The 12,088-nt window shown below is 62.4% G+C and carries 10 protein-coding genes and 1 pseudogene; 8 read left to right on the top strand and 3 right to left on the bottom strand.

Features of this window, described 5'->3' with window-relative positions; all coding sequences use genetic code 11:
* From QOC89_RS17845 to QOC89_RS17820, 6 genes and pseudogenes are all read left to right on the top strand, one after another.
* Positions 1–449 (top strand): hypothetical protein (locus QOC89_RS17845; RefSeq protein ID WP_416340413.1); only part of this gene is annotated, 449 nt, incomplete at its 5' end.
* A gap of 902 nt (positions 450–1,351) precedes the next feature.
* Positions 1,352–1,531: pseudogene (locus QOC89_RS17840) on the top strand (SDR family oxidoreductase); the annotation flags it as partial.
* Between the two features lie 307 nt (positions 1,532–1,838).
* Entirely contained in the window at positions 1,839–3,227 is a 1,389-nt protein-coding gene (locus QOC89_RS17835) for an FAD-binding oxidoreductase (protein ID WP_323046231.1), read from the top strand.
* Positions 3,228–3,431: 204 nt separating this feature from the next.
* A complete protein-coding gene (locus QOC89_RS17830) occupies positions 3,432–4,022 on the top strand; it encodes a YSC84-related protein (RefSeq protein ID WP_323046230.1) in 591 nt (196 codons plus the stop codon).
* Between the two features lie 454 nt (positions 4,023–4,476).
* Positions 4,477–5,979 (top strand): SulP family inorganic anion transporter, encoded by a 1,503-nt coding sequence (locus QOC89_RS17825; RefSeq protein ID WP_323046229.1) that lies wholly within the window; start codon positions 4,477–4,479, stop codon positions 5,977–5,979.
* Between the two features lie 139 nt (positions 5,980–6,118).
* Positions 6,119–6,589, top strand: coding sequence for a histidine kinase (locus QOC89_RS17820; protein WP_323046228.1), 471 nt, complete (start codon positions 6,119–6,121; stop codon positions 6,587–6,589).
* 158 nt (positions 6,590–6,747) lie between these two features.
* On the opposite strand, the gene QOC89_RS17815 is transcribed toward QOC89_RS17820, so the two are convergent.
* A complete protein-coding gene (locus tag QOC89_RS17815) occupies positions 6,748–7,287 on the bottom strand; it encodes a YbaK/EbsC family protein (protein WP_323046233.1) in 540 nt (179 codons plus the stop codon).
* Positions 7,288–7,498: 211 nt separating this feature from the next.
* Here QOC89_RS17815 and QOC89_RS17810 point away from each other — a divergent pair, with 211 nt between their 5' ends.
* Both QOC89_RS17810 and QOC89_RS17805 read left to right on the top strand, forming a co-directional pair.
* On the top strand, positions 7,499–8,821 hold the full coding sequence (locus tag QOC89_RS17810) for a YihY/virulence factor BrkB family protein (RefSeq protein WP_323046227.1): 1,323 nt from the start codon (positions 7,499–7,501) through the stop codon (positions 8,819–8,821).
* 402 nt (positions 8,822–9,223) lie between these two features.
* A complete protein-coding gene (locus tag QOC89_RS17805; RefSeq protein WP_323046226.1) occupies positions 9,224–10,411 on the top strand; it encodes a porin in 1,188 nt (395 codons plus the stop codon).
* Positions 10,412–10,566: 155 nt separating this feature from the next.
* Here QOC89_RS17805 and QOC89_RS17800 read toward each other — a convergent pair whose 3' ends face one another.
* Both QOC89_RS17800 and QOC89_RS17795 read right to left on the bottom strand, forming a co-directional pair.
* On the bottom strand, positions 10,567–11,439 hold the full coding sequence (locus QOC89_RS17800) for a proteasome-type protease (RefSeq protein ID WP_323046225.1): 873 nt from the start codon (positions 11,437–11,439) through the stop codon (positions 10,567–10,569).
* 187 nt (positions 11,440–11,626) lie between these two features.
* On the bottom strand, positions 11,627–12,088 hold a 462-nt coding region (locus tag QOC89_RS17795), incomplete at its 5' end, for a transglutaminase family protein (RefSeq protein ID WP_323046224.1).

Genomic DNA, 12,088 nt, shown 5'->3' with positions numbered 1-12,088 from the left:
CCATCGCCATGTCCGCCATCGCCGTGGCCACCGTCACCGTGGCCACCATCGCCGTGGCCACCGTCACCATGGCCACCATCACCATGGCCGCCGTCGCCAGGGCCACCATCGCCATGACCGCCGTCGCCATGGCCACCATCACCATGACCGCCGTCGCCGTGGCCGCCATCGCCATGACCGCCATCGCCATGACCGCCGTCGCCATGACCACCGTCGCCATGGCCGCCATCGCCACCCGTCCCACCTGTCCCGCCGTCACCATTGCCGCCTGTGCCACCCGCGCCACCCGCGCCGCCATCACCATTGCCACCTGTGCCGCCCGTCCCACCACCACCGCCCCCTCGGCTACCGCTCCCCCCACTCCCTGCACCGACTCCCGCGCCGCCGCCTCCACCACCGTTAGCACCCGACCCGTTCGACGTAGTCCCGCCGCCATTGTTGTTCTGTGAACCCGTAGTCGACCCCGGACCCGTAGCCGCCGCTGCCACGCCAATAGCGGCGGACGCCCGCAATCCACCATGTTCCGGCTTGCAGCCAAGCGTGTCGAACAGCGGACAATCGACCGGCAATGCTTGCGCGACCATCAGCTTCGTCGAATTCGCCGACGACCCCACAGGCGCCACAGGACTCGTTTGCGCGCCCGACATCGCGGCATAAAGACTCACAGCAACCGCCAATACCGCCTTGCTTGTCCCCAACCCCCGCGCGTCCCCGTTTTGCTTTTTCATTTCATTCTCCTAATCATATATTTTGAAGAGCAGATCCAGATAACGAGTGAATCCCTGTTCGCCGTTAAAAAAAGTCAAACTTCAAAGCCCGGTCGACATTGCGGCGTGCCACACGAAAACGCGCGACACCCTACATCTCTCCCTCAGATAACCCCGGTCCGATTTGACGTGATTCGGGAGAGACAACTGGCTGCGCGCGAACAAAGCATTGAAAGGACACAGCTGGGCCTGATGGACGTTGAAGTTATGCGCAGCACCACCAGGTGACCGTGCGCTAGCCCACGCAATGTGCGATTGACGGCCTGCTTTCCGATTAATTGCGTTGCATGACTGTCAAAGATCGTTAATTGCCGCTCTTTAAATCTGGCGGAAATTTTTGTCCGTAGATATGTAGTCCAAACTATTATTTTTATTTTTCACGTCGGCTTATTCATCGCATGAATCGAAGAACCGTAGGCTCACTTTTTATTGAAGCGCGCAGATCCCGCGCAAAAGCGGCAATCACGCGTGCACTGATACGCGAAGGAGCGGGCGTCGTGGTGAATTACCGCAAGAGCGAAGCACTGGCCCCCGCGCTAAAAGAAGAGTTGGGCGACCGTGTCCTGCCGATCCAGGCCGACGTGACTGACGCGAGCGCGGCTACGCCCCAATCCGTCTTCGACCTGATCGCCAGTTCGACACCCATGCGCCGCGTCACGACACCTGAAGAGTTCGCCGACGCCGTGCTGTTCTTCCTGTCGCCGTGGGCGCGCGCCGTCACCGGTCAGAATCTGATTATGGACGGCGGCCTCGTGAAGGCTTGATGCGACGGAAGTGTCGCCACGCAGCCACCACCCTGGCGCCCAACCAACACTTCTTCGAGGCCGCTTTTCCCGAAGCGTTTCCACCATCCAGGGCGTCGCGGAGGGGTATTTTTTCCACCGCGACGCGCAGACACCTGCTGCACGCGCTTTCGCGCGCTATCAACCGTGAGCACGGGTTTACCTTCGTTTGACTTACCGAGGCAGGCCCGTTTACTGGACGCAAATCAAACCTTTCAGACACTTTAATTTTGCTTTGTTCAGCTGAATAGTGCTCTGAAAGCGTCTCTACTGTGTCTGGAGGTGTGTCATGGTGAGTGTGTCCAGCAGTGCCATAGAAGAACTCAAAGCCGCAGTCCGTGGCCAACTGCTTCTGCCCGGCGACGCGAATTTCGACGAGGCCCGCCGTATCTGGAATGCGATGATCGACCGGCATCCGGCAATGATCCTGCGCTGCGCCGGCGCGGCCGACGTGCGCCGCGGCGTAGCGTTCGCGCGCGACAACGGTCTGCCGCTGGCGGTGCGCGGCGGCGGCCACAACATCGCCGGTAGCGCGCTGTGCGACGACGGCCTCGTGCTTGACCTGTCGTCGATGAAATCGGTACATATCGATCCGGCAGCACGGCGCGCGTACGTCGAGCCGGGCGCGACGCTCCGCGATTTCGACCACGAAGCGCAAGCGTTCGGGCTCGCCACCCCGCTCGGCATCAACTCGACCACCGGCGTGGCAGGTCTGACGCTAGGTGGCGGCTTCGGCTGGTTGAGCCGCAAGTTCGGCATGACCGTCGACAATCTGCTTTCAGCGGACGTCGTCACCGCCGACGGCGAGCTGCTCCACGCGAGCGCCGATTCACACCAGGATCTGTTCTGGGCGATTCGCGGCGGCGGCGGCAATTTTGGCGTCGTGACGCGCTTCGAATTCGCACTGCATCCGGTCGGGCCACTGGTCTACGGCGGCCTCGTGGTGTTGCCGATCGAGCAGGCGAAGAATGCCCTGCTTCAGTACCGCACGGCGGCAGAACAGATGCCGGACGATCTGAGCGTATGGACCGTTTCGCGGCTTGCCCCGCCGCTGCCATTCCTGCCCCCCGAGGTCCACGGCAAGCCGGTCATCGTATTTGCGATGTGCTACACCGGTCCGATCGAAAACGGGCCTGCCGCGGTGCAGGCCGTGCGCGGCTTCGGCACACCGGTTGGCGAACATCTTGGGCCGATGCCCTACGCCATGTGGCAACAGGCCTTCGATCCGCTGCTCACGCCAGGCGCGCGCAACTACTGGAAGTCGCACAACATAGGCGCTATTTCGGACGGTCTCATCGATGCCCTGCTCGATGCGATCGGCAAGCTGCCATCGCCGCAGTGCGAAATCTTCTTCGGGCAAATCGGCGCGCAGACGAGCCGGGTGCCGGTTGAAGCCACGGCGTATTCGAGTCGCGATACGCAGTATGCGATGAACGTACACGGCCGTTGGGACGACGCAAGCGATGACGAGCGCTGCATTGGCTGGGCACGTGCCTTCTCTGACGTCTCCGCGCCGTTCGCGCTTGGCAGCGTGTACGTCAACTTCATGACGCAGGAGGAAGGCGGCCGGGTGGCTGACGCGTATGGACCGAACTATGAGCGTCTCGCCGCCGTGAAAAAGCAATACGATCCGCACAACCTGTTCCGCCACAATCAGAATATCCGCCCGGCGGCGTAGGGGCTAAGGGGGACGCGGCCTAAAACGCCGTCAGTCCCCGCGCGAACCTCCGCTGATGATGGCTGTCTGAGATTGAACCCGTGGCGTCAGGCACGCTAAATGCTGCTTAGCAATTGACGTACAAGCTTGCCGGCGCCACGGCGTTCACGGCACTTACGGTTCAGACAGAAAACGCAACCTCCATCACGTACAGGGGAAATAATCATGCGCAGACGACAATTCATCATGACCACCAGCGCCGCTTTGGCCACCGCGGGCTTTAGCCTCGCCGGCTGCACGACCACGTCGCCGTCCTCCAGCGCGTCGCCTTCGGCGAACGCCGGCAAGCGCGACACGATCAATGCCGGTGTCGATTCCACGCTCTCCCGTCTGTACGCGAACGTCGCCGGATCGCGTGAACTGGTTGGCAAGGCGCGCGGTGTGCTCGTGTTCCCGTCCGTGATTTCCGCGGGCTTCTGGGTGGGAGGCCAATACGGCGAAGGCGCGCTGCGCGTGGGCGGACGTACGTCGGGCTACTACAGCACCGTCGCCGGCTCGTTCGGTTTGCAAATCGGCGCGCAGTCGAAGGCGCTGGTGTTTCTGTTCATGACACAAGAGGCGCTCGACAAATTCCTCAGCAGTCAGGGGTGGGCTGCAGGTGCTGACGCAACGGTCGCCTTGTTGAAGGTCGGCGCGAACGGCGCGGTCGATACCTCGACCGCTACCAGCCCGGTCGAAGCTTTTGTGCTGACGAACGGCGGCCTGATGGCCGGTGTGTCGCTCGAAGGCACCAAGGTCTCGCGTCTGATCATCTGAGAGAAGCACGCGCCGAATGTGTTCGCGCACTCGTGCGTGCCATATTTGGCGTATCGCGCATGGCACGCTGATGGAATGTAATCGCGAGCGTCCATCGCTAGCACACACAACCAAGGCGCAGTCACGCAGTCGCGCAAGCGGCTGCGTGCCATTCTGTGTATTCCCTGGCCTCACTCGCTCCGCAATCAACGCTTTACCACCGCGCCAGTCACTTTGACCGCACTGCTGTAAAATTTTGCAATCCTGGCTGGCCGCTGCTCCGCCTTGGCCACGACGTTCATCCCGTCTGGCGTCTCGCGTATCGCCCCGCTGTTTGCCCCGGTTTCCCACTACGCTGACTGCGCGCGTAAGACTTTCGCGTGCGCCAAGCAACGGCATGCCGGTTTTTACGCGTCGATTGCGCAGCAGCCGCACGGCCGAAGCGCGCTCAACCCGACGTCTCCGTTCCTTTCAGATGAACACTGCTAGTCCCACTCCCAGTTGGCTCGCCAATCTTCCCGGTATCAAGAGCAATGTGCTCGCGGGCCTCACCTCGTCGTTCGCATTGGTGCCGGAATGTATCGCCTTTGCGCTGGTCGCCCACCTCAATCCCTTGATGGGTTTGTATGGCGCGTTCTTCATCTGCACGATCACGGCTTTATTCGGCGGCCGCCCCGGCATGATCTCCGGCGCGGCCGGTTCGATGGCCGTGGTGATCGTGGCGCTGGTCGTGCAACACGGCGTGCAATATCTGCTCGCCACCGTGATACTCAGCGGCATCCTGATGGTGCTGTTCGGCGCGTTGCGGCTGGGCAAGCTGATTCGCATGGTGCCGCATCCGGTGATGCTCGGTTTCGTCAACGGCCTCGCGATCATCATCGCGATAGCGCAACTGGCGCATTTCAGGCAAAGCACGCCGCAAGGCGAACAATGGCTGCGCGGCAGCGCGTTACTGTTGATGTGCGGTCTCGTCGCGCTAACCATGCTGATCGTCCATCTGCTGCCGCGCCTCACACGCGCCGCGCCGCCCGCACTGGTGGCGATCGTCGGCGTGGGGCTCCTCAGCCAGCTGTCGCATCTGCCTGTGCGCACGCTCGGCGACATGGCCCATATTGCCGGTGGGCTGCCGAGGCTGCACGTGCCCAGCGTGCCGCTGAATCTCGACACGCTGCATGTGGTGCTGCCCTACGCGGTTCTGATGGCCATCGTCGGTCTGCTGGAAACGCTGCTTACGTTCAACCTGACCGACGAGATCACCGAAACCCCCGGCCAGCCGAATCGCGAATGTCTCGCGCTGGGCGCGGCAAATATCGCCTCGGGCCTGTTCGGCGGCATGGGCGGCTGCGCGATGATCGGACAGACCATGATCAATCTGAATTCGGGCGGCCGGTCGCGGCTGTCGGGCATCGTCAGCGGCGTGATGATCCTGATGTTCATCCTGTTTCTGTCGCCCCTGATCGAGCGGATTCCACTGGCGGCGCTGGTCGGCGTGATGTTCGTGGTGGCGCAGCAGACCTTCGCATGGGGTTCGCTGCGGGTCTTGGGCAAGGTGCCGCGCAACGACGCGCTGGTCATCGTTGCGGTGACAACCATCACCGTATTCTCCGATCTGGCGATCGCGGTGTTGTGCGGCATTGTGATCGCCGCGCTCAATTTCGCCTGGCAACACGCGCGCGAAATTCACGCCCATGTCGAAGATCGCGGTGGCGACAAAACCTACGTTCCGCGCGGCACGCTGTTTTTTGCGTCGACCACCCGCTTCCACGAGCTTTTCGATCCAGTGAAAGATCCCGGCCGCATCACCGTCGATTGCAGCCACCTGTTGCTCGCGGATCATTCCGCCCTGGCCGCGCTCCAGGGACTGTTCGACCGCTATCGAAAAGCCGGCAAGCAACTCCGTGTGAAGAACCTGTCGGAGCGCAACCAGCGCATGCTGAGCCGCGCCGGCATTGAGATCTCGGGAAGCGGCGCCGGTTGAGCGGCCTCGTGGCCGAGCAAAATCGCTCGTACCGGGCCGCCCATGCCCTGTAATATGCGAACATTGATCAGAGGTAAATCGTCCCGAAGCTATGTCTTTTTTACTACATTAAAAGATCGTGCAGCCTGCCGGAGGCCCCGTGACAAGACGAGTTTCGCTCGAGGATGAATCCGAGTTCGCCATCTGGAGGTTCGGTGGCGTGGTGGAAGAGGCACCGTCGCGCCGCGTGATGATAGGGCATCGCGACAAGGCGATTGGCGAATCGCTGTTGCTGCTGCTGTCGCTGAAGGGATTCGACGCGGTCTATGCCGCCGACGTGATCAAACTGGATCGCTTTCTGAAATGGTGGAAGCCGCACGCGATATTGCTGGACACCAGACTCGATTCCGCCTCGGACTATCAATTTACGCGCGCCGTGCGCGAGGAGCCATCGAATGCCGGAATACTGTTACTGGCAATGAGCAACATCTGGCCGCTCGATCCGATTGCCGGACTCAAACAAGCCGGTTTCGACGGCCATTGCCGGCGACCGTGTTCGCTCTGGCGCGTGGTCGATATCCTCGAAGGCTATTTCGTCCACGCCAAAGCGGGGCCGGGCGATCTGCACTGAGCGCGGCGGGCGCGATCACGGCCATTCCGGAAGCGCGAACCCTGCAAATCATTGCGCCGATTGCGCGGACCGCTCCGCGCTGCCGGCATTCCCGGCGTTCTGCTTCCCCGTTCCGCTTCACGGCCGCGGCAATGTCGCGGCAATCTATCCCACGCTGCTCATTCTGCCGGCAACGTAAGGGAGGCCACTTCGCAGCGCGGCCACTGCCGCAGCACCTCGGGCGCCAACAGCAATTTGGCCGCCCGCACGCCGGCGCCCATCACGATCTGAGTACGTTCCATCACCGCGGCATCGACGAGAATGCGCCAGTCTGCCGGCAAGCCGAAGGCGGTAATGCCGCCGAACTCCATCCCGCTATGCTCCACCGCGGCCTCCCGCCTGGCGAACGAAAGGCGCTGCGCGCCGAGCGCAGCCTTCACCGCGCCATTGATGTCGAGGCGCAGCGAACCCAATGAGACCAGCGCCGCGTAATGCTCGGCGCCCTCTTTCTTGTAGCGGATCACGATCGTATTGGCGCAGTCTTCGAGTCCGAAGCCGTAGCGCGCGCTGAATGCGGCGGTGTCCGAAGCGTCGTCGCTAACGGCAAATACGGTGACGCCCTGGGTCGGCAAATGCTCGACGACATGCGCCGGCAAATGCGCGCTCAATTGTTCCGCGGGAATGATGTCCAACTGCTTGACGAGTTCGTGCGAGTGCATGGTGATAAGAGGGTGAAGGTTCGTCGACATTCTAACGGCACGCGAGCTTGCGCCGCATCGCGGACAGGCGGACGCCGTGCTTGTTATAGTGACAGGCACAAGGTTTGCGAAAGGTATCGATGCGAGGACCGCCGCGACGCCGCCTCAACGGTATGCACACGGCGCGCACAAAGCACATCGGGGCGCCAGTATCCCATTGAGAAACACGATCATGGACATCGACACGCTTTCCGCCGAGAACCTCCAGTTGGTGGCCCGCAAGCAGGCCAATTGGGCAATCGGCGCATTCAAACAGTTTGCCGACGACCGCTGCGCAGCCATGGCCGCCAGCATTGCCTTCTACGCGGCATTCTCGCTCGCGCCCACGCTGGTCATGGTGATTGCGGTGGCGGGCTGGTTCTTCGGCGCCGAAGCCGCGCGCGGCGAACTGTTCAATCACATACACGGCCTGCTCGGCGACCAGGCCGCCGCCGGCGTCCAGACCATCGTCGAGAACGCCCATCACAGCGGCAGCGCCGGCGGCGTCGCGGCGATCATTTCGTTCACGATGCTGGCGATCGGCGCTTCGGCCACCTTCTCGTCGCTCAACAGCGCACTCAATATAGTGTGGCCGTATACCGGGCCGCGCTCGTCGAGTGTGATCGCGTTGGTGCGCGTGCGCCTGATTTCGTTTGGCCTCGTGCTAGGGGTCGCGTTCCTGCTGATCGTCTCGCTGGTGCTCGACACGGTCATCACGTTCATCGGCAAGTGGCTGTGGGGGAACTCGCCCTATGTGGTGATCGGCGACCTGCTGCAACTCGGGGTCGGCTTGCTGGTGCTGGCCTGCGCGTTTGCCGGCCTTCTGAAGTTTCTGCCGGACGACAAGGTGCGCTGGCGCGATGCGTTTGTCGGCGGGATCGTCGCGGCGGTGTTGTTTTCGGCGGGCAAGAAACTGTTCGCGCTCTATATCGCGCATGCCGGGATGGCGAGCTCGTTTGGGGCGGCGGGCTCGCTGGCCGTGTTGTTGATGTGGCTGTACTTCTCGGCTGCCGTGCTCCTGCTCGGCGCGGAGTTTTCGGCGGCGCGCGGACGCGTGCACGACCCGCGCGGCGCCTGGGGCATGCAGGAAGACGCGCCGCCGGGCAGCCGCGCCAAACTTGCTTCGGTACTCGCGGCATCGACGGTATCCGCCGATGCGCTACTTCGCGAGGAAGACTCCGACGCCGCTGCTGTCGCCGGCTTTGCTCCCGCAACCGCGGCCGCCGGAGCCCCGGGCGCGGCCGCTTCCGCGTCGGCCTTACAGCCGGCGAAAGCGCGCAACAGGGCTTCCGCGCGGGCGACCGCGCTCAAGATCGGCCGCACCGTTGTTCTCGCTGAAGCGCAGGCGACACGCGTCGCCGCCGTCACGCTGGTTGAAGCCGGCCGCACGGCCGTCGCGGCTGATCGCTATGTCAGACGGAATCCGTGGACCTCGGTGTTATTCGCGGCGGCGGCCGGCCTGGCTGCCGCAACTATTGCACGCCGCAATGGGGACCATAACGACCGTCGCGGCTAAGAACTGACTTTGAAGCGCGGATGCCTCGCGCTCGCACCAACTTGCCACCCACAGCGCATAAATTCTGTCCGCAACGCCGCGTCAAGCGAAACGTGACCCCACTTTTCCATGGACGCTACAAAACGGCGAAAACGGCTAGACGACTAGATTACAAAGACCATTCAAACAGGTGTCTAGATCAACGGTAGTTGAACCTTCACTGTCACCAAAACAACAATAATGTGCCGTCAACGAACCAATATTGCGAAAACGGCAATAATCGATAACGGTCTTTAAATACAAGGCTTTGCGTCCTTTGTCACTTTTTAGAGACAGTCTTTTTTTTCCTGTTCTTGTCGATCGAAGCAGTGAGCTATTCTCCTTTTCGCAACAACGAAACTAATCATCTGCGTGGAGAAATGGATGAAACGACTCGCACTGTCTACCCTCTCGCTGGCGCTTCTTGGCGTCACGGGCGTGGCACATGCTCAAAGCAGCGTTACCCTGTACGGCTTGATCGACGAATCGGTCCAATTCGCTCACAACACGGTTGACGCATCCGGCCATAACAGCAACCAGGTTGGCCTGGTCAGCGGCAACCTGCAAGGCGATCGCTGGGGCTTGAAGGGTACGGAAGATCTGGGCGGCGGCCTGAAGGCGATTTTCCAGTTGGAAAACGGCTTTGACGTGAACAACGGCAAGCTGAGCCAAGGCAGCCGGCTGTTCGGTCGTCAAGCCTACGTCGGCCTGACGGGCGACCAATGGGGTACGTTCACGCTGGGTCGTCAATATGACCCGCTGGTCGACCTGGTTCAGCCGCTGACGGCTGACAACTACTTCGGTTCCACCTTCGCTACGCCGGGCGACGTCGACAACAACGACAACTCCTCGCGCACGAACAACGCCATCAAGTACACCTCGCCGGTGTGGGGCGGCTTCCAGTTCGAAGGTATGTATGCTCTGGGCGGCGTGGCTGGCCAGACGGGTTCGGGTCAAACGTGGGCGGGCGCTGCAACGTACGCAACGGGTCCGTTCAGCGTGGCTGCAGGCTACTTCCGCGCCGACAACGGCAACACGCTGGCTAGCCGCACGGCTGGCACGCCGCCGACGGCAGGCTGGAACGGCAGCACGTCGGACGGCACGTTCGACAACCAGATCAACAGCGCATACGTCGCTGCCAAGTCGATCGGCATCGCTTCGGTCGCTCTGCAATACGTCGCAGGCCCGTTCACGGCTAACCTGCGCTACAGCAACGCACAGTACAAGCCGGATGCGAACTCGGGCTTCGGTTCGACCGAGAAGTACAACCTCGGCGGCGTATACCTGGGTTACCAGGCAACGCCGGCAATGCTGGTTGGCGTGGGCTACATCTACACCAAGGCTAGCGGCGACGCGAGCGCAACGTATCACCAGGTTTCCCTGGGCGGCGACTACAACCTGTCGAAGCGCACGGACATCTACCTGGTTGGCGCATATCAGCATGCAAGCGGCGACCAACGTGCTTCGAACGGCGCACTGGTCAACGCAGGCGCTGCAATCGGCTCCTACAGCTACAACTCGGCTTCCAGCTCGCAAGAACTGGTCAGCCTGGGCATCCGCCACAAGTTCTAATCGAACTTGACGGACTGCTGAAGCAACACGCAGTTGAAGACCAGCCACGGGCGAAAGCCGGTGGCTGGTTTTTTTTCGTTTGGTGGGCTCACGACGGCTTCGCTGTGAGCTATGAGCTGTGAGGCGGCCGGGCCGCAAGAGCGGCCCCGAATGGCCTAGCGCCGCTGGGCCTTGCCCTTTTCCGATTGCGCCAGCGTCTGCGCCGGCTTCGCGTCGAGTTCATGCTCGACACCGTCGGCGCCCACCGGCGCACGATGCAGCACCAGCGCCCGTTCGCGCTGCAGCAGCGGCACATTGGGCGAATCCTGCCAGTCCGGATCGGGTATCTCGCCGAACACCTGACGCAGGCGCTCGCCCCACGTACGGTGAATCATCTCGAAGTAGGCGTTGTCGCGATCGATCGAGACGAAGCGCGTGACGCGCAGCGAATCCTTCTCGTAGACCAGCAGATCGAGCGGCAAACCGACCGACAGATTCGAGCGCAGCGTCGAATCCATCGAGATCAGCGCGCACTTGGCGGCTTCGTCGAGCGGTGTGGAAGGCGTGAGCACGCGGTCGATGATCGGTTTGCCGTATTTGGCCTCGCCGATCTGGAAATACGGATTCACTGCCGACGCCTCGATGAAATTCCCCGCCGCATAGATCATGAAGAGCCGCGGCCGGTTGCCCGCGATCTGGCCGCCGAGAATGAAGCTGCAATTGAAGTCGACGCCGAATTCCTGCAACGCCTCGGCTTCGCGCTGATGCACGCAGCGTACCGCGCGGCCGATCACACGGGCCGCGTCGGCCATGGTGGGCGCGTTCCAGAGGGTGGGCAGCGCAGGATCCGTTGGCTCGGAGAGCTCGTGCAGCACGGCTTGCGTGAGCGACAGATTGCCGGCGCCCAGCAATACGAGCATGCGTTCGCCCGGATGCTCGAACACCGACATCTTGCGCGCGGTGCTGATGTGATCGACGCCCGCATTGGTGCGCGTGTCCGAGAGGAACACGAGCCCTTCGTCCACGGACATCGCGACACAGTAAGTCATAACGAAAGGTACCCGCAAAAAAACGACAGAACGCCGCTATTGTAATGCGGCGCGCAGGCGCCTCTACCGCCTATTACGGCCACACTGCGGGCAAACTGAACAGCTATGCGAGGTGGCGCTCGCTGGCGGCGCGTTCCGCGGCCCTTGCGCGGCCACCGAGCGCAAACGTCAAATCACAGCGCTGCCGCTATTGCGGCGACTGCGCACTGACCGTGACGGATACCTTCAGTTGCTCGTCCATCCCGCCGATACGCCGGCCGCGCACCGGCGCGGCGGCTTCGTAATCGCGCGCCACGGCGAGGCGGCAGTAGATCTCGCTAGCAAACGCGGCATGCGTGACGTCGATGGAAATCCAGCCCTTGCCGTCGAGCCACACGTCGACCCATGCGTGGCTGGCGCCGTGCTCGCCTCCAAGGGGACTTCCTTCGGAGAGAACCTCGCCCGGTTCGATGTAGCCGCTCACGTAACGCGCCGGAATGCCCCGCGCGCGGCAGCAGGCCAGCATCAGATGCGCATGGTCCTGGCACACGCCGTTGCCGAGCGCGAGCGCCTGGGCGGCCGTGCTGGTGACTTCGGTGATGCCTGGGTTGTACTTCACGCGCTGCAGAATCTGTTCGGACAACGCGATCAGATTGCTCGAGCTCGCGAG

It is taken from the genome of Paraburkholderia sp., assembly GCF_034668105.1.
Taxonomy (GTDB): Bacteria; Pseudomonadota; Gammaproteobacteria; order Burkholderiales; family Burkholderiaceae; genus Paraburkholderia.
The sequence above is the reverse complement of the archived record's forward strand: the minus strand, read 5'-3'. Positions and strand labels throughout refer to the sequence as shown.

Coding starts and splice junctions, on each gene's coding strand:
- QOC89_RS17810 (WP_323046227.1), top strand. CDS start 7,499: ATGGACATCGACACGCTTTCCGCCGAGAACCTCCAGTTGGTGGCCCGC.
- QOC89_RS17800 (WP_323046225.1), bottom strand. CDS start 11,439: ATGACTTACTGTGTCGCGATGTCCGTGGACGAAGGGCTCGTGTTCCTC.
- QOC89_RS17815 (WP_323046233.1), bottom strand. CDS start 7,287: ATGCACTCGCACGAACTCGTCAAGCAGTTGGACATCATTCCCGCGGAA.
- QOC89_RS17805 (WP_323046226.1), top strand. CDS start 9,224: ATGAAACGACTCGCACTGTCTACCCTCTCGCTGGCGCTTCTTGGCGTC.
- QOC89_RS17835 (WP_323046231.1), top strand. CDS start 1,839: ATGGTGAGTGTGTCCAGCAGTGCCATAGAAGAACTCAAAGCCGCAGTC.
- QOC89_RS17825 (WP_323046229.1), top strand. CDS start 4,477: ATGAACACTGCTAGTCCCACTCCCAGTTGGCTCGCCAATCTTCCCGGT.
- QOC89_RS17830 (WP_323046230.1), top strand. CDS start 3,432: ATGCGCAGACGACAATTCATCATGACCACCAGCGCCGCTTTGGCCACC.